The organism is Streptomyces sp. NPDC001002 (genome assembly GCF_053599215.1).
Genome location: NZ_JBSFLV010000041.1, coordinates 42,093 through 58,836 on the forward strand (window position 1 = coordinate 42,093; position 16,744 = coordinate 58,836).

The following is a 16,744-nucleotide window of genomic DNA, read 5'->3' on the forward strand; positions in this document are numbered from 1 at the left end:
ATGGCCGAGCCCCTCCCGCCCACCCGGCCCCGCTTTCCCGGCTCCGGCCTGGCCAAAGGTCTGGCCGTCACCCTCCGCACGATGACGAAGAGGACCGTCACCGAGCAGTACCCGGACGTTCAGCCCGACCTCCCGCCCCGCACCCGCGGTGTGATCGGCCTGTTCGAGGAGAACTGCACGGTCTGCATGCTCTGCGCCCGTGAGTGCCCCGACTGGTGCATCTACATTGACTCCCACAAGGAGACGGTCCCGGCGGCGACCCCCGGCGGCCGCGAGCGCAGCCGCAACGTCCTCGACCGCTTCGCCATCGACTTCTCCCTGTGCATGTACTGCGGTATCTGCATTGAGGTGTGTCCTTTCGACGCGCTGTTCTGGTCCCCTGAGTTCGAGTACGCCGAGACCGACATCCGCGACCTCACCCACGAGCGGGACAAGCTCCGCGAGTGGATGTGGACCGTCCCGGCCCCACCCGCCCTCGACCCCGCCGCAGAGGAACCGAAGGAAATCGCCGCGGCCCACAAATCCGCCGAGAAACTGGCGGCGGCACAGGCAGCACAGGCGGCAGGGGCTGCGCAGGCCGGAGAGGTCGCTCAGGCCGGGCAGGTCACGGAGGTTGCGCAGCCCGACCCGTCCGCGCAGCCCGACCCGTCCGCGCAGCCCGACCCGCCCGTGCCGCCCAAGTCGCCCGAAGCCGAGGGAGGCGCATCGTGACCCTCGCCGCAGCCGCCGTCAGCGCGGCGCACGCCCTGGCTGTGCCCGCCACCTCCGTGCACTCCACGGTGACCACGACCGCCGCCGAAACCCACGGCTTCCTCTCCCCGACCGGCGTCGAGGTCGCGTTTCTTCTCGTCGGCCTGGTCACCTTCGGCGCCGCCCTCGTCACCGTCACCACCAGGCAGCTGGTGCACGCCGCCCTGTGGCTGGTGGTGACCCTCGGTGGTCTCGCCGTCGAATACCTCCTGCTCACCGCCGAGTTCATCGCCTGGGTGCAGGTCCTCATCTATGTCGGTTCCGTCGTCGTCCTCCTTCTGTTCGGTCTGATGCTCACCAAGGCCCCCATCGGCCGCTCCCCGGACGCCGATTCCGGCAACCGCTGGGCCGCCCTCACCGTGGCCGTCGCCGCCGCGGCCGCCCTGGTCTGGGTCGTCGTCGACGCTTTCCGCTCGACCTGGATCGATCTGGACGGCCCGGCCGCCGGCACCACCGCCGTCACCGGAGCGAGCCTGTTCCAGAACTGGGTGCTCCCCTTCGAGGCCCTCTCCGTCCTTCTCCTCGCGGCCCTGGTCGGCGCGATCGTCCTGTCCCGCAAGGCGAAGGCGGAGTCGAGTTCTCCCCCTGTGAACTCCCGGGCGATCACGCAGAGTTCCCCATCTGTCCCGGATTCCCGGAATAACCCGATCGAGGGAAATGGCCCGGAATCGGGAACCAGTCCGGTTGGGGGAACCAGCCCGGTTGAGGAAACCGGCTCGGTTGAGGGCACCAGCTCTGCCAAGCAGGAAGGCGGCCGCTGATGCACCTCGCCTATCCAGCTGTCCTCGCCGCTCTTCTCTTCTGCACCGGCGTCTACGGCGTACTCGCCCGCCGCAACGCGATCCTCGTCCTGATGTCGGTCGAGCTGATGCTCAACGCCGTCAATCTGAACCTCGTCGCCTTCGACGTCTGGCTCAGCAGGACCGCCCGGGACACCCTGCACTCCGGACAGGCCCTGACCCTGTTCACCATCGCCATCGCCGCCGCGGAGATCGGCATCGGCCTGGCGATCGTCCTCGCCGTCTACCGCAACCGCGGCACCTCGGACATCGACCGGCTCCGCGACACCGCCGAGGGCCACGAGTCCGACGGGCCGGAGTCCGATGGGTCGGAGTCCGAGGGTTCCGGGTCCGACGGCTGGGCGTCCGACGAACCCGACAGTGACGCCCGCACCGCCGGATCGGCCGGCCGGGCCGGGAAGGCTGAGGCCACCGCGTGACCACGACCACCCTCGCCGTCCTCGTCCCCCTCCTGCCGTTCCTGGGTGCGGCGGCGGGCCTGCTCCTGGGCCGCACGGCCCCCGGCTTCGTCCGCCCGCTCGCGGTCCTGCCACCCCTCGCCTCCCTCGTGCTCGCCGTACTGGTCGCCGTGCGCCAGGGCGGCGACCGGGCCGTCGACGCCGCCACGGAGCTCACGCCCACCGGCTCGGTCCCGATCGAACTCGCCCTGCACATCGACGGCTTCGCCGCCCTCGTCGCCGTACTGGTCGCCTTCGTCGCGACCTGCGTGCAGATCTACTCGACCGGCTACCTGCGCGACGATCCGCGCTACCCCTCCTACGCCGCCCTCGTCTCCCTCTTCACCTCCGCGATGCTGCTCGTCGTCTACTCCGGCGACCTGATCGTGCTGCTGGTCGGCTGGGAGATCATGGGCATCTGCTCGTACTTCCTGGTCGGCCACTACTGGGAGACCCCGGAGGCCCGCGCCGCCTCCATCAAGGCCTTCCTGGTGACCAAGCTCGGTGACGTCCCCTTCCTCATCGGCCTGTTCGCCCTCGCCACCGACGCCGGCTCCTTCCGGATCACGAAGGTCCTCGGCACGGTCGCGAGCGGCGGACTCGACCACCCGACCCTGATCGCCCTGCTGCTCCTGGCCGGCGTCGCGGGCAAGTCGGCACAGTTCCCGCTGCACACCTGGCTCCCCGACGCCATGGCCGGCCCGACCCCCGTCTCCGCGCTGATCCACGCCGCGACGATGGTCGCCGCCGGTGTCTACTTCGTCGCCCGTCTCCTCCCGGTGTTCGAGGCCTCGCAGGCCGCGATGGTCGTCCTCGCCGCGATGGCCTCCGTCACGATGGTCGGCTCGGGTCTCGCCGCGCTCGCCCAGGACGACATCAAGCGCGTCCTCGCCTACTCGACGATCGGCCAACTCGGCTACATGACCGGCGCCCTGGCCGTCGGCGACCGCGGTGCCGCCGTCTTCCACCTCCTGTCCCACGGCGCCTTCAAGGCGCTGCTGTTCCTCGCGGCCGGCGTGATCATCCACGCCGCCGGCACCAACTCGCTGGCCGCCATGTCCCGTATGGGCAACCTGCGCGACCGCGTCCCCGACGCCTTCTGGACGATGACCGTGGCGCTCCTCGCGCTCGCCGCGATCCCGCCCTTCAGCGGCTTCTTCTCCAAGGAGTCCGTCCTCGGCGCCGCCGAGCACGTCGCCACCGGCCACACCGAGCACGCCCCCGGCGCGGCGGGCTGGACCGTGCTCGTCGCCGGCCTGCTCACGGCCTTGCTCACCGCGGCGTACGCCACCCGCCTGTGGCTGCTCGCCTTCCGCGGACACGGCGCCGAGGCCCCTGACCACGGGCGTCAGCCCCGCACCATGACCGTGGTGCTGTGGGTGCTCGCCGTGCCGTCCCTCGCCCTCGGCGGCCTCGCCTACCGCTCGCTGCCCGGCTGGTTCGACGGCCGAGACCTCACCCCGACCCTCACCACCTCCGTGCTCGGCACGGGCGTGGCCCTGGTCGGCGGCATCGTCACCTACGCCGCCTGGCGGCACACGACCGCACTCGCGGCCCGTGTCCCGCTGGGCGCCGTCGCCGCCCACCCGGACGGTGACGCCGGACTCGTGGAGGCCGAGGCGATCGCCAGCCACGCGCCCGCGTACGGAGACGTCGCCTCCGCGCCCGACCCGGCGGACCCCGGGCGAGTGCTGCTCGGCCCGCTGCACCGGCACGCGGCCGTCGGCTTCCACCTCGACGCCGTGTACGCGGCCCTCTTCGTCCGCCCGGTTCTGGCCGGCGCGAGTCTCGTCCGGTTCCTCGACCGCGAGGTCGTCGAGACCTACGTACGCGGTGCGGGCGCCCTGCCCCGCCTGCTCGGGTCCGCCGTACGGCGTGCCCAGACCGGCAACACGCAGACCTATGTGAGCGCGCTGCTCGCCGGCACCGTCGTCCTGGCGGTCGCCGCCCTCCTCGTCGCCACGGGAGCGTGAGCAGGCGTGATCGATATCAGCGAGTCCGTGATGCAGTTCGTTCTGGCGTTCATCGTCGTCGTGCCGCTCCTCGGCGCCGTCGCCGCTCTGCTGCCCGCCCCGCCCGGGCTGAAGGGGAAGTCGCCCGAACAGGCCGTGCTGCGGCACGGCGTGACCGTGACCGGCGCGGTGCTCATCGCCGCGATCGTCCTCGCGCTCGGCTTCGACCACGACCACCCGTCGAAGATGCAGGCCACGACCGACATCAGCTGGATCCCCGCACTCGACGTGCGGATCCACCTCGGCATCGACGGCATCTCCCTCCCCCTTCTGGTCCTGACCGCGCTGCTGACCTTCCTCTGCGCGCTCTACTCGTACTTCAAGATGCCCGCGGGCCCGACCCCGAAGGCATTCGTCGCACTGCTGCTCGTCCTGGAGTCCGGCACCCTCGCGAGCTTCGCCGTCCTCGATCTGCTGCTGTTCTTCCTCGCGTTCGAGATGGTCCTCGTCCCGATGTACTTCCTCATCGCCCGCTGGGGCGGCGAGGGCAGGACCCGGGCCGCCTGGCGGTTCATCCTCTACACACTGCTCGGTTCGGTCGTCATGCTGCTCGGCCTGCTCCTGATCGGGATCAAGGCGGGCACATTCGACATGGTGGCACTCGCCACTGACAACGGCCGGTCGCTGAGTACATCCGTGCAGGTCATCGCGGTTTTGGCGATCGGGATCGGGCTCGCGGTCAAGACGCCGATGTGGCCGCTGCACAGCTGGCTGCCCGACGCCCACACCGCGGCGCCGACCGTCGGCTCGGTCCTGCTGGCCGGCGTGATGCTGAAGATGGGTACGTACGGGTTCGTCCGGATTCTGTTGCCGATCGCCCCCGACGGCTTCCGCACCTTCGCGCCCTACCTCGCCGCCCTCGCCGTCGTCGGGATCATCTACGGATCCCTGGCCTGCCTGGCCCTCGCCAGACAGGGCGCCAAGGGCGACCTCAAGCGCCTGATCGCCTACTCCTCCGTCGGCCACATGGGCTTCGTCCTGCTCGGCATCTCGACCATGACCCCGACCGGCGTGAACGGCGCCCTGTTCGCCAACATCGCCCACGGCCTCATCACCGGGCTCCTGTTCTTCCTGGTCGGCGCGCTCAAGGACCGGACCGGCAGCACCGACCTCGACACCCTCGCCAAGGAGACCGGCGCCGCGCTGTACGGCAAGGCCCCGCGCCTCGGCGGCCTGCTCGCCTTCGGCGCGGTCGCCTCGCTCGGCCTGCCCGGACTGGCCGGATTCTGGGGCGAGATGCTGGCACTGTTCGGCGCGTTCAAGCCCGCCGCCGGCCTCAGCCGCCCGGCGTTCCTCACCTTCATGGCGATCGCGGCCTTCGGCACGCTCCTCACCGCCGCGTACATGCTCATCGTGGTCCGCCGCGTCTGCATGGGCGCCGTGCCGCAGGAAGCCCCGCAACTCGCCGACGTGCAGTCCTACGAGTTCGCGGCCTGGACGCCGCTCGTCGCCCTCACCGTCGTCGCCGGGCTGTGGCCCAAGGCCCTCCTCGGCCTCACCGACCCGGCCGTGCAGCAGCTCCTCGCAGGAGGCACCCGATGAGCAGCCCGGTCCAGCCGCTGGCCGCGAACCTCGTCCAGTCCGTCGACTGGCTCGCCATCGCACCGCCCACCCTCGCGGCGGTCGTCGCACTCGTCGTCCTTGTCGCCGACCTGTTCGTCCGCGAACAAAAGAAGGCGCTCCTCGGCTGGTTCTCGGTGGCAGGCCTCGCCGCCTCCGCACTGCTCCTGCTGCCTCTCCTGGACGGCGACCGCTCCACCTTCTGCCTGAACGGCAACGCCGACGTCTGCAGCTACACCGCGGACCGCTTCACCCTGGTCATCCAGTTCCTGGTCCTCGGCGGCGCCCTCCTGGCCGCCCTGCTGTCGGTCACCACCCTCAAGGACGACGACAAGCAACTCCCCGAAGGGGAGTACTGGTTCCTGCTGCTGTCCTCCGCCGCAGGCGCCGCCCTCCTGCCCGCCTCCCGCGACCTCGCGACCCTGATCGTCGCCCTGGAGGTCGCCTCCCTGCCCGCCTTCGCCCTCGTGGGCCTCCGGCAGGGCGACCGGAAGTCCTCCGAAGCCGCCCTCAAGTTCTTCCTGTCGTCGGTCACCGCGACCGCGGTCAGCCTCATGGGCATCAGCTTCGTGTACGCCTCCACCGGCACCCTCTACCTCACCCAGGTCGCCGACCGCATCCAGCACGTCGACGGACAGCTCCACACCCTCGCCCAGACCGGCGTCGTCCTCACCCTCGTCGGCTTCGCCTTCAAGGTCGCGGCCGTCCCCTTCCACTTCTGGGTGCCCGACACCTACGTGGGAGCGCCCCTGCCGATCGCCGCCTACCTGTCTGTCGTCGGCAAGGCGGTCGGCTTCTCCGGCCTGATCCTCGTCACCGTCGTCGCCTTCCCCTCGTACGCCGATGTCTGGGGCCCCGCGCTGGCGGCCCTGGCCGCGCTCACCATGACCGTCGGCAACGTCGGCGCCCTGCGCCAACAGGCCACGCGCGCGTACAGCGCGGTACGCCTGCTCGCCTGGTCGTCGGTGGGGCAGGCCGGCTACCTCCTCGTACCGATCGCCGCGGCCGCCTACTCCGACGACGCCGAGCACTCCATCGGCTCCACGGTCGCGTACGCCCTCATGTACGCCGCCGTGAACCTAGGAGCCTTCGCGGTCGCCGCCCTGGTGGGCCGTACAAGTGCCCTCAACCGCATCACGGACTACCGCGGCCTGTACGCCAAGAACCCCCTCGCCGCCCTGCTCCTGGCCTTCTTCCTGCTCTGCCTGGCCGGGCTGCCGCCGGGCATCATCGGACTCTTCGCCAAGGTCACCGTGTTCGCGGCGGCCGTGGACGCGGGCCTGGGCTGGCTGGCCGTGGTCATGGCCGTCAACGTGGTGATCGCCCTCTTCTACTACCTCGAGTGGACGGCACTGCTCTTCCGCGCCCCCGAGGGCGAGCCCGTCAAGCACCGCCTGCCCGCCCCGCTCACGGCGGCCATCACGCTCACCGGCGCCCTCGCCGTCGCCCTGTCCGGCGCTCCACAACTGGTGCTGCGCTTCGCCGACACGGCCCTCTTCTAGAACCGACGCGGCGCGCTCTTCCGGGCAGAAGGCGGCAGCAGAGGCCGCCGTCACCCGGTCGGCCCATGCCCGGCGCCGCGCGCACAAGGGAACTAGAGGCCCCCGCCTGGCGTTGACCAGTAAGGGAGGGTCCACTGGACGTGACACCACGGCACCGGTGGCATCGGAGACAAGACACAGGATCAGCAAGCAAAGGGTTCCCCTGCTGCGCGATTTGGAGGGCGTACCGTGCACCGCCGGCACAACGGGCTAAGGACCGCAGTACTCCTCGGGGGACTGTCCGCCCTCATCATCGTCATCGGCAGCTTCTTCGGCCGCATGGGGCTCGTCGTAGCGGTCGTGGTGGCACTGGGCACGAACGCGTACGCGTACTGGAACAGCGACAAGCTGGCGCTACGCGCGATGCGCGCCCGCCCGGTCAGCGAGTTCGAGGCCCCCGCCCTGTACCGCATGGTCCGCGAGCTCTCCACCCAGGCCCGCCAGCCCATGCCGCGCCTGTACATCTCGCCGACGGAAGCACCGAACGCCTTCGCGACCGGCCGCAATCCGCGCAACGCCGCCGTGTGCTGCACGGACGGCATCTTGCGCCTTCTCGACGAGCGCGAGCTGCGCGGAGTCATCGGCCACGAGCTGAGCCACGTCTACAACCGCGACATCCTCATCTCGTCGGTCGCCGGCGCACTCGCCTCCGTGATCATGTTCCTGGTCAACTTCGCCTGGCTGATCCCGATCGGCCGCTCGAACGACGACGACGGTCCCGGCATCCTGGGCATGCTGATGATCATGATCCTGGGCCCGCTCGCGGCCACCGTCATCCAACTCGCCATCAGCCGTTCCAGAGAGTACGAGGCCGACGCGTCGGGGGCCCAGCTCACCGGCGACCCCCTCGCGCTGGCCAGCGCGCTGCGCAAGCTCGAAACCGGCACCAAGCAACTGCCGTTGCCGCCCGAGCCCCGGATCGAGACGGCGAGCCACATGATGATCGCGAACCCCTTCCGCCCGGGCCAGGGACTCTCCAAGATGTTCTCGACACATCCGCCGATGGCGGAGCGCATCGCCCGTCTCGAGAAGATGGCAGGTCGACCCCAGTGAAAACCATCCTGAACGTCATTTGGCTCGTCCTGAGCGGCTTCTGGCTCTTCCTCGGATACCTGCTCGCGGGCCTCCTCCTCTGCATCACGATCATTGGCATCCCGTTCGGCATCGCGGCTTTCCGTATCGGCATCTACGCTCTTTGGCCCTTCGGGTACACGACGGTCGAGCGCCGTGACGCCGGGGCACCCTCCTGCATCGGCAACGTGCTGTGGCTGATCCTCGCCGGATGGTGGCTGGCCCTCGCGCACATCTTCACCGGCGTGCTCCTGTGCATCACGATCATCGGAATCCCGTTCGGCATCGCCAACTTCAAGCTCATCCCGGTCTCGCTGCTGCCGCTCGGCCGCGAGATCGTGCCGACGGACCAGCCGTTCGCGGCCCGCTGAGCACGTACAACTCACGGCCCGGGCAGGGGAGTGACGATCGGTCGCCCCTTCGCCCAGGCCGTGGCGTTTTCCACAACCCGGCAGTTGTCCACAGGCCGGTTCGATTGTCAGTGCCGCCTTGCATCATGAACCCATGACCGAGAACGAGCAGTTGCTGGCACGGGTGGCCGCCAAGGCGCGCAACACCCATCCGTGGGGCTGGACTTCCCTCCCCGAGCCCGTCGACGCCGCCACCCTGGCCCGCGCCGAGGCCACGCTCGGTTTCTCGCTGCCGCCGCTGCTCGCCGACCTCTACCTGCGGATAGGGGACGGCGGATTCGGCCCGGAGTACGGCCTGTTGCCCCTGCTCGACAGCCCGCCCGCCGGCGAGCCCGCCGCCGTCGTGCAGTACCTCGCCAACCGCAAGGACGGCCGCAAGGACCCGGAGTGGCCCTGGCCCGAGGGCGTCCTGCCGATATCCCACTGGGGCTGCGCGATGTACGCCTGCGTGGACTGCCACACACCACAGGCCACGGTCCTCTTCTTCGAGCCGAACGCCGCCGAGGCCGACCACGCCTGGTTCATCGACGCCCCCGAGCTCACGGACTGGCTGCGCGCCTGGGTCGACGGGACCGGCTGGTACGAGGAGATGAACGAGGAGCTGGAGATGGCTCCTTGGGCCGACTTCCGCATACGTACGACGGCCGAGCGGGCGTCCTGACCGGTAGCGCGAACGTCCGCCGACTGCACGGGCGCCCTGATCGGCAGGCTCCCGGCCCTCACCTCCGACCGTTATTGCGAGGCCAACCGCCGCCGCACGCCGTACGCCAGCACCCCCACGACCAGCACACCCGCGCCCACGACCACCGACACCCCCGGCAGCGAGAAGGCCAGGACCACACACCCGACAAGCCCCAGAGCCGGCAGCGCACGGGCCGCCGGAGCCGAATCGAGCGTCCAGGCCGAGGCGTTGGCGACGGCGTAGTAGGCCAGCACACCGAAGGAGGAGAACCCGATCGCGCCTCGCACGTCCACTGTGGCGGCCAGGACGGCGACCACCGCGCCCACGGCCAGCTCGGCCCGGTGCGGGACCTGAAAGCGCGGGTGCACCGCCGCCAGCGCGCTCGGCAGATGCCGGTCCCGGGCCATGGCCAGTGTCGTCCGTGAGACGCCCAGAATCAGCGCGAGCAACGACCCCAGTGCGGCCACCGCGGCACCCACCCGCACCACGGGCACCAGCCCCGGCATGCCGGCGGCCCGCACCGCGTCGGCCAGCGGAGCGGCCGCCAGACCGAGATCGTCAGCCCCCAGCACGGAAAGGACGGCCACCGAGACACACACGTAGACCGCCAGCGCGATGCCCAGGGCCAGCGGGATCGCGCGTGGGATGGTGCGCGCCGGATCCCGCACCTCCTCACCGAGGGTCGCGATGCGCGCGTACCCGGCGAACGCGAAGAACAGCAGCCCGCCCGCCTGCAACACCCCGCCCACGCCACCCGAGACCCCGATGTCCAGGCGCCCCGTGTCGGACGCGCCGGACCCCAGACACACGACCACCACGGAAGCGAGGACAGCGAGGACGACCGCCACGATTGCCCGGGTCAGCCAGGCGGACTTCTGGACACCGCCGTAGTTCACCGCGGTCAGCGCCACCACGGCCGCGACCGCCACGGCATGCGCCTGCCCCGGCCAGACGTACGCCCCGACCGTGATCGCCATCGCCGCGCAGGAGGCCGTCTTCCCGACCACGAACGACCAGCCCGCGAGATAGCCCCAGAACGCCCCGAGCCGCTCGCGTCCGTACACGTACGTGCCGCCCGATGCCGGATACAGGGCGGCCAGCCGAGCCGACGACGTGGCGTTGCAGTACGCGACGACGGCGGCGACCGCGAGGCCGGGCAACAGCCCGGAACCGGCGGCGCGTGCCGCGGGCCCGAGGGCGGCGAAGATGCCGGCCCCGACCATCGAACCGAGGCCGATGACCACGGCGTCCCCGACCCCCAAGGTGCGCCGCAGCTCGGGCGAATGAGAACTGGGCGGACTCGAACCGGACGGATCCGAACCGGGCGGTGTCATGGCCGAAACCATACCGATCAGTTGCAACCGAGAAGCGCCGTCAAGACGTCCCATCCATCAACAGAGCATGAGCACCAAGTACGACCAAACGCGCCCGAAATCACAGTGCCCGGACAGTGCGGGCACAGCGCGGAAGGGCAGGTTCACGGCATGACCATCATCAGCTGGATCATTCTGGGGCTGTTGGCCGGAGCCATCGCCAAGTTCCTGCTGCCGGGCCGCGACCCGGGCGGTTTCATCGGCACGACGCTGATCGGGATCGCGGGCGCGTTCATCGGTGGCTGGATATCGGCCCGTTGGCTGGACCACCCGATCTCCAAGGACTTCTACGACGGCGCGACATGGACCGCGGCGATCGGCGGCTCGCTGGTCCTGCTGATCGCCTTCCGTCTGCTGTTCGGCAACTCGCGCGACTGAGTACACCGCACACCCCTGGACTGCGGCCAGCAGGCGAGAAGGGTGGGCACCGACGGTGCCCACCCTTCCTCGTACAACGGCCGAGCAGCCGGGCAGCCATCTACCGGTAGTTCACGAACTGCACGGCGAAGTCGAAGTCCTTGCCCTTCAGCAGGGCGATCACGGTCTGCAGGTCGTCACGGCTCTTGGAGCTGACGCGCAGTTCGTCGCCCTGCACCTGGGCCTTGATGCCCTTGGGGCCCTCGTCGCGAATGATCTTCGCCACCTTCTTCGCGTTGTCCTGGGAGATGCCCTCCTCGATCGACGCGAAGATCTTGTACTCCTTGCCCGAGAGTTGGGGCTCACCCGCGTCCAGGGACTTCAGCGAGATGCCACGCTTGATCAGCTTGGACTGGAAGACGTCGAGGATGGCCTTGACCCGGTCCTCGGAGTTCGCCTCCATCAGGATCTTGTCGCCGGACCACGAGATCGAGGCACCCACACCCTTGAAGTCGTAGCGCTGCGAGATCTCCTTGGCGGTCTGGTTGAGGGCGTTGTCGACCTCCTGCCGCTCGACCTTCGAGACGATGTCGAAACTGGAGTCGGCCATGTCCTGTGGCTCCTTGTATCGGGGTGCGTGTCAGTGCGTATCGGCAGACGCGGGGGAGGCTGCCGAGCCCGGCATCGACCCGGGCCGCATCCGCACAAGCCTAGCCACCCCATGTCCCCCGAGCGCAGATCAATCGGGTGGCGAAGCACCCCTCCGTATCGGGTATTGTTTACGTCGTTGCCAGCGAGCGCCGCCGAAAAGCGGTTCGAACGGCAGCAACCCCCGGCGGTGTGCCCGAGCGGCCAAAGGGAGCAGACTGTAAATCTGCCGGCTCAGCCTTCCCAGGTTCGAATCCTGGCGCCGCCACACGGGAAAAAGACCCCCTCTGACCTGCGTAAGAGCAGGACGGAGGGGGTCTTTGCGTGATCCACCCACACTCCTCGTCCTCGTCCCGAATGGGTTCGCGGACGTGGACGAGATGCGGCCGCTGACGGCTGGGCGCACGCTGAAGTCATGAAAGCCGGCGAGCCATCAGGGCCTCCGGAAGGCCCCCTGGGGAGGGGCGACGGGTCCGGCGACACCTCTCCTCCACCGAGACGGTCGCGGTTGGGCAGAGGGGTCCTGACGCATACGGGGGTCGCTGTGCTGGCGTTCGCAGTTGGAGCCGTAGCCGGCTACGCGGGAGCGGGCGACTCGGCAGGTGGTCCGGGGGAAGCGACGGTAACCGTGACAGCAACCTCCACGGCGACACGGGCTTCGGCTGCCAACGATCCCGGCAACACCAGGCGTCCGCGTTCCGGGGAGATTCCCGGTGATGGCACGTACGTGGTGAGCGAGGAGATCAAGCCCGGTACCTATCGCACGGACGGGCCGCAGGGCGGTCTGATCACCAGCTGCTATTGGGCTCGACTCAGCAGCACCTCCGGCGAATTCAAGGACATCATCGCCAACGGGAGCACTGAGGGGCAGACGACCGTGACCATCGCGTCCACCGACAAGGCGTTCACGACCACAGGATGCAAGACGTGGCAGAAGGTCGGCTGATCAGTACCTGGGTCGACTCCCGCGGACGGTTTGCGCCCGGCCCGGCTGACGTCCACCCCGCCTCGGCCGTGCGCACGCGCAACGCCCAGTCGCTCGGGGCACACTGACAGCATGTCCACTCCCCGTAGACGCTGTCCCGAATGTCGGCGCGAGATCGCTGTGGTCGCCGGACGGTTCGCGCGGCATGATCCGCCCGGTGCGCGTGAGGTGGGGGAGTTGGTGTCGTGTCCCGGTTCGCGTCGGCAGGCGCAACTCGGTGCTGCGCAGCCGGCGTTGGACGGCTACGCGGTCCCTGACTTTCCCGGGCAGCTCCCGCTCTTCTGACCGTTCCAACGGGCCGCCAGCCGTCTTAGTTCCCCGCCACCGACTTGACCGCAACCGACACCGGTGTCGAACCGCCGACCAGCTCCAGAATCAGGCCGGCCGTCGCGACGCTGTCGACCAACTCCGCCAGTACGGCGGCCACGTCGTCGCGCGGTACCGAGCCGCGGCCCGTCCGGGCCTCCAGGCGGACGAGACCCGTGCCGGCGTCGTTCGTGAGTGCCCCGGGGCGCAGGATCGTCGCGTCCAGCGCGTTCAGGCCCCGCACGTACGCGTCCGCCTCGCCCTTCGCGCGCAGGTACACGTCGAAGATGCCGTCCCCTTGATGCGCGGGATCGGCGCCCATCGACGAGACGACCACGTGTCGTCGTACGCCCGCCTTGACCGCCGCGTCCGCGAACAGGACCGCCGCGCCCTTGTCCACCGTGTCCTTGCGGGCCGCGTCGCTGCCCGGGCCCGCGCCCGCCGCGAAGACCGCCGCGTCGGCGCCCCGCAGTTTCTCCGCGACCTCCTCCACCGAGGCCGACTCCAGGTCCAGGAGCACCGGTTCGGCACCGGCCTCCCGCAGGTCGTCGCCCTGTTCGGGGTGACGGATGATCCCCGCGACCTCATCTCCGCGCGCGGTGAGCAGGCGCTCCAGCCGCAACGCGATCTGACCATGACCACCAGCGATGACAATGCGCATGCCTTCGACCGTACGCCCGGACGACCGCATCCGCCGCACGACTTCAGCCATGCCTCAGAGGCGCACACGGGAGCAGATACGGGCGGCTCGCGCGCCGGAGGCGTGCGCCGGCCGCCCCCGTCACGACACCTCGCCCCGCCCCTGTCGAGGCAACCCCAGTTCCGCTGCCGCCGCCGAGTTGCAGTACTCCCGTACCGCGCTCGTGCGTGCCACCACGCGCCCCCGGTGTACGACGATGCGGCTGTACGCCAGGGAGAGGGCGCCCGCGAGTCGGTCGCCGCGGACCGCGAGGAGTTCGGCGGGGAAGCCGGCCTCGACGCGGACCTCGGGCAGGCCGAGGGCGGCGCGGGCTGCGGAGCTGACGGTGTCGTAGGCGTCCTCGGGGCGCAGGCCGTAGCGGGAGGCCAGGAGGTAGGCCGCTTCCAGGGGGTCCCCGCGGCCCACCGGATTCGACAGGTCGCGCAGGGCGCCGCTGCCCGCGGCGACGCGTACGCCGGCCGAGCGCAGCAGCCGTACCGGAGCCGTGTCGCGGCGGTCGACGGCGGCGCAGCCGCCCTGGGGCAGGCACACCACGGTCACGCCGGCCGTGGCGAGCCCGTCGGCGATGCGCGGGGCCGCGTCGGCGGGCAGGCGGTCCAGGCCGCCGCACGGACCGAGGGTCACGCCCGTGCGCAGTCCGCCGGACATCGCGGCGAGGCGGGCGAGGCGCGCCGGGTCGGCGGCGTCGGTGTGCAGGTCGACCGGGCAGCCGTGCTCGGAGGCGACTTCGAGGACCGCCTCCACGTACCCCGTCGGGTCGGGGTCCAGGTCGGGACAGCCGCCCACCACGGAGGCGCCCATCTTCAGCGCGTCCCGGAGCATCGCGAGCCCGTCCGCGCCGGCCACACCGGTCAGCAGCCGCGGCATGGCGACCGCCGTCAGTTCCGTCAGGCCACGCAGCGAACGCCGCGCCTGCAGCACCGCGGCCAGCGCGCCGAGCCCCTGGACGTCACCCACGCGCACGTGCGCCCGTACTGCGGTCGCCCCGTGCCCGAGTTGCAGCAACGCGGCCTCGGTCGCCCGGCGTTGGACGTCCTCGGGGGCGGCGGAGGCGGGCCCGTCGCCGTCGGCCGACAGCGCGGTGTCGCCATGGGTGTGCGGTTCGGCCGGGGCCGGCAGCAGCAGATAGCCGGTGAGGTCCACGCGCGCGCCGCAGCCCCGAGCGGCGTCCGTCGCCAGGCTGCCGGCCGTACCGACCGCCTCGATACGTCCGCCGCCCAGCCGTACGTCCACCGTGCGGCCGTCGGTCAGCCGCGCCCCGCACAGCAGCAGGGAGGCCGAGTCGCCCTGTCCCGGCGAGCCCGAGGGACCCGAGGAACCGGAGGACGAAGAGGAGGAGGAGGACGAGTGGGGCGGCTGCGGCTGGCTGTCGGGCATCGCGCTCCAGGGGCTCGGGGCTGCGCGGACTCGGGCACTGCGGACCGGGTGCTCATGAGGGAGCCAAGATCACGCAGAGTGAGTCGAGCCTAGGGCGGTGATCCGCCCGTGTCGGGGAGGAGCGCAATAGTCGTACCGGTGTGGTCCGACGGTCCCGAGGGGCTCAGGAGGCCGCTGGGGGAGCGGCCGGATGGGCCTGTATGGGGGCCACGAAACGGATTTGGGTGAACGGCTGCCGAGCGTGTAATGTCTTCATCGCTCGCCCCAATAGCTCAGTCGGTAGAGCGTCTCCATGGTAAGGAGAAGGTCTACGGTTCGATTCCGTATTGGGGCTCTGGTGTGGGAAGTTCCCGTCAGCTGGCGGGAACCGATCGCATCACAGCGGTGTAGCTCAGTCGGTAGAGCAAGCGGCTCATAATCGCTGTGTCACCGGTTCAAGTCCGGTCACCGCTACTGACAGTAGCCGATTGCGGGGTCGGTCCTTCGATCGGCTACTCTTCTATGCGTTAATCGTCCCATCCGTTCGTCAAGGAGCACTCCTGTGGCTGCCACCGACGTCCGCCCGAAGATCACGCTGGCCTGCGTGGAGTGCAAGGAGCGGAACTACATCACCAAGAAGAACCGGCGTAACAACCCGGACCGACTGGAGATGAAGAAGCACTGCCCGCGTTGCAACGCGCACACCGCGCACCGCGAAACGCGATAAATCAGGCTCGTACACGAGGCCGCCCCCGCAGTTCGGGGGGCGGCCTCGTGTCGTTATCGGCCCCGGTTACCGACCGGTTCAGACAACAGGAGGTGCCGAGCCATGGCGCTCGACCAGTCCTTCGTGGGGCGGACCTATCCGCCCACCGACCCGTACGAGGTGGGCCGGGAGAAGATCCGTGAGTTCGCGGTCGCGGTGGGAGACGCCAACCCGGCGTACACGGACCCGGAGGCCGCCAAGGCGCTCGGTCACCCCGATGTGATCGCCCCGCCGACCTTCGTGTTCGCGATCACCTTCAAGGCCGCGGGACAGGTCATCGAGGACCCCCAGCTCGGCCTGGACTACAGCCGGGTCGTGCACGGCGACCAGAAGTTCGTCTACGTCCGCCCCGTGCGGGCCGGTGACCGGCTCACCGTCACCTCGACCATCGAGGCCATCAAGTCCATGGCCGGCAACGACATCCTGGACATCCGCGGCGAGGTCCACGACGAGGCGGGCGAGCACGTCGTGACCGCCCTCACCAAGCTGGTCTCCCGCGCGGCAGAGGAGGCGTGAGGATGACCGCGAAGATCGCCTACGACGACGTCGAGGTCGGCACCGAGCTGCCCGCCCAGACCTTCCCCGTGACCCGTGCCACGCTCGTTCAGTACGCGGGCGCGTCCGGGGACTTCAACCCGATCCACTGGAACGAGAAGTTCGCCAAGGAGGTCGGGCTGCCCGACGTGATCGCGCACGGCATGTTCACCATGGCCGAGGCGATCCGCGTGGTCACAGACTGGACCGGAGACCCGGGCGCGGTCGTCGAGTACGGCGTCCGCTTCACCAAGCCGGTCGTCGTCCCGAACGATGACCAGGGCGCGGTCATCGAGGTCAGCGGCAAGGTCGCCGCCAAGCTCGACGACAACACGGTCCGCGTGGACCTCACGGCGACCAGCGCCGGCCAGAAGGTGCTGGGCATGTCCCGGGCGGTCGTACGCCTCGGCTGAGATCTGACTGGGCCGAGGCACGCACGCGTGGCGAGCGGTAAGG

At 70.1% G+C, this 16,744-nt stretch carries 19 protein-coding genes and 3 tRNA genes; 18 read left to right on the plus strand and 4 right to left on the minus strand.

Annotated elements, in window-relative coordinates:
- From ACWDR3_RS20255 to ACWDR3_RS20295, 9 genes are all read left to right on the plus strand, one after another.
- Complete coding sequence (locus ACWDR3_RS20255) at window positions 1-711, plus strand: NuoI/complex I 23 kDa subunit family protein (protein WP_450353877.1); 711 nt, start codon at window positions 1-3, stop codon at window positions 709-711.
- A 41-nt stretch (window positions 712-752) separates the two neighbouring features.
- On the plus strand, window positions 753-1,511 hold the full coding sequence (locus ACWDR3_RS20260; RefSeq protein ID WP_450353907.1) for an NADH-quinone oxidoreductase subunit J family protein: 759 nt from the start codon (window positions 753-755) through the stop codon (window positions 1,509-1,511).
- Window positions 1,511-1,969: an NADH-quinone oxidoreductase subunit NuoK gene (gene nuoK / locus ACWDR3_RS20265; protein ID WP_450353878.1), complete on the plus strand. Its 459-nt coding sequence runs from the start codon at window positions 1,511-1,513 to the stop codon at window positions 1,967-1,969. Before ACWDR3_RS20260 ends, nuoK begins: the two co-directional genes overlap by 1 nt.
- Entirely contained in the window at window positions 1,966-3,960 is a 1,995-nt protein-coding gene (locus ACWDR3_RS20270) for an NADH-quinone oxidoreductase subunit 5 family protein (RefSeq protein WP_450353879.1), read from the plus strand. Before nuoK ends, ACWDR3_RS20270 begins: the two co-directional genes overlap by 4 nt.
- A gap of 6 nt (window positions 3,961-3,966) precedes the next feature.
- Complete coding sequence (locus ACWDR3_RS20275; protein WP_450353880.1) at window positions 3,967-5,541, plus strand: complex I subunit 4 family protein; 1,575 nt, start codon at window positions 3,967-3,969, stop codon at window positions 5,539-5,541.
- Window positions 5,538-7,061 carry an NADH-quinone oxidoreductase subunit N gene (locus tag ACWDR3_RS20280; protein ID WP_450353881.1) on the plus strand — a complete coding sequence of 508 codons (1,524 nt, stop codon included), beginning with the start codon at window positions 5,538-5,540 and terminating at the stop codon, window positions 7,059-7,061. The genes ACWDR3_RS20275 and ACWDR3_RS20280 overlap by 4 nt, the downstream gene beginning before the upstream one ends.
- A gap of 228 nt (window positions 7,062-7,289) precedes the next feature.
- Complete coding sequence (gene htpX, locus ACWDR3_RS20285) at window positions 7,290-8,153, plus strand: zinc metalloprotease HtpX (protein WP_123998364.1); 864 nt, start codon at window positions 7,290-7,292, stop codon at window positions 8,151-8,153.
- Window positions 8,150-8,542 (plus strand): YccF domain-containing protein, encoded by a 393-nt coding sequence (locus tag ACWDR3_RS20290; protein ID WP_450353882.1) that lies wholly within the window; start codon window positions 8,150-8,152, stop codon window positions 8,540-8,542. Before htpX ends, ACWDR3_RS20290 begins: the two co-directional genes overlap by 4 nt.
- Before the next feature lie 133 nt (window positions 8,543-8,675).
- A complete protein-coding gene (locus ACWDR3_RS20295) occupies window positions 8,676-9,242 on the plus strand; it encodes an SMI1/KNR4 family protein (RefSeq protein ID WP_450353883.1) in 567 nt (188 codons plus the stop codon).
- Window positions 9,243-9,313: 71 nt separating this feature from the next.
- Here ACWDR3_RS20295 and ACWDR3_RS20300 read toward each other — a convergent pair whose 3' ends face one another.
- Entirely contained in the window at window positions 9,314-10,597 is a 1,284-nt protein-coding gene (locus tag ACWDR3_RS20300; RefSeq protein WP_450353884.1) for an APC family permease, read from the minus strand.
- Window positions 10,598-10,747: 150 nt separating this feature from the next.
- Between ACWDR3_RS20300 and ACWDR3_RS20305 the strand changes: the two genes are divergently transcribed.
- Window positions 10,748-11,014: a GlsB/YeaQ/YmgE family stress response membrane protein gene (locus ACWDR3_RS20305; RefSeq protein WP_450353885.1), complete on the plus strand. Its 267-nt coding sequence runs from the start codon at window positions 10,748-10,750 to the stop codon at window positions 11,012-11,014.
- Between the two features lie 100 nt (window positions 11,015-11,114).
- Here the strand turns inward: ACWDR3_RS20305 and ACWDR3_RS20310 are convergent, their stop codons facing one another.
- Entirely contained in the window at window positions 11,115-11,603 is a 489-nt protein-coding gene (locus ACWDR3_RS20310) for a YajQ family cyclic di-GMP-binding protein (protein ID WP_123998347.1), read from the minus strand.
- A gap of 224 nt (window positions 11,604-11,827) precedes the next feature.
- Between ACWDR3_RS20310 and ACWDR3_RS20315 the strand changes: the two genes are divergently transcribed.
- The 3 genes from ACWDR3_RS20315 (at window position 11,828) to ACWDR3_RS20325 (ending at window position 12,911) form a co-directional block, all read left to right on the plus strand.
- Window positions 11,828-11,909 (plus strand) — tRNA-Tyr (locus ACWDR3_RS20315).
- A 462-nt stretch (window positions 11,910-12,371) separates the two neighbouring features.
- Complete coding sequence (locus tag ACWDR3_RS20320) at window positions 12,372-12,587, plus strand: hypothetical protein (RefSeq protein ID WP_450353886.1); 216 nt, start codon at window positions 12,372-12,374, stop codon at window positions 12,585-12,587.
- 111 nt (window positions 12,588-12,698) lie between these two features.
- Window positions 12,699-12,911: a hypothetical protein gene (locus ACWDR3_RS20325; protein WP_450353887.1), complete on the plus strand. Its 213-nt coding sequence runs from the start codon at window positions 12,699-12,701 to the stop codon at window positions 12,909-12,911.
- A gap of 25 nt (window positions 12,912-12,936) precedes the next feature.
- Here ACWDR3_RS20325 and ACWDR3_RS20330 read toward each other — a convergent pair whose 3' ends face one another.
- Both ACWDR3_RS20330 and ACWDR3_RS20335 read right to left on the minus strand, forming a co-directional pair.
- Window positions 12,937-13,593, minus strand: coding sequence for an NAD(P)H-binding protein (locus tag ACWDR3_RS20330; protein ID WP_450353888.1), 657 nt, complete (start codon window positions 13,591-13,593; stop codon window positions 12,937-12,939).
- Between the two features lie 120 nt (window positions 13,594-13,713).
- On the minus strand, window positions 13,714-15,009 hold the full coding sequence (locus ACWDR3_RS20335; RefSeq protein WP_450353889.1) for an amidohydrolase family protein: 1,296 nt from the start codon (window positions 15,007-15,009) through the stop codon (window positions 13,714-13,716).
- Between the two features lie 261 nt (window positions 15,010-15,270).
- Between ACWDR3_RS20335 and ACWDR3_RS20340 the strand changes: the two genes are divergently transcribed.
- The 5 genes from ACWDR3_RS20340 to ACWDR3_RS20360 all read left to right on the plus strand — a co-directional run bounded on the left by ACWDR3_RS20340 (window position 15,271) and on the right by ACWDR3_RS20360 (window position 16,701).
- Window positions 15,271-15,343: transfer RNA gene (locus tag ACWDR3_RS20340), tRNA-Thr, on the plus strand.
- Window positions 15,344-15,389: 46 nt separating this feature from the next.
- A tRNA-Met gene (locus tag ACWDR3_RS20345) sits at window positions 15,390-15,462 on the plus strand.
- 88 nt (window positions 15,463-15,550) lie between these two features.
- Window positions 15,551-15,715 carry a 50S ribosomal protein L33 gene (rpmG, locus tag ACWDR3_RS20350; protein WP_003948671.1) on the plus strand — a complete coding sequence of 55 codons (165 nt, stop codon included), beginning with the start codon at window positions 15,551-15,553 and terminating at the stop codon, window positions 15,713-15,715.
- A gap of 102 nt (window positions 15,716-15,817) precedes the next feature.
- A complete protein-coding gene (locus ACWDR3_RS20355; protein WP_450353890.1) occupies window positions 15,818-16,270 on the plus strand; it encodes an FAS1-like dehydratase domain-containing protein in 453 nt (150 codons plus the stop codon).
- A 2-nt stretch (window positions 16,271-16,272) separates the two neighbouring features.
- A complete protein-coding gene (locus tag ACWDR3_RS20360) occupies window positions 16,273-16,701 on the plus strand; it encodes a MaoC family dehydratase (RefSeq protein ID WP_450353891.1) in 429 nt (142 codons plus the stop codon).
- Window positions 16,702-16,744 lie beyond the last annotated feature (43 nt).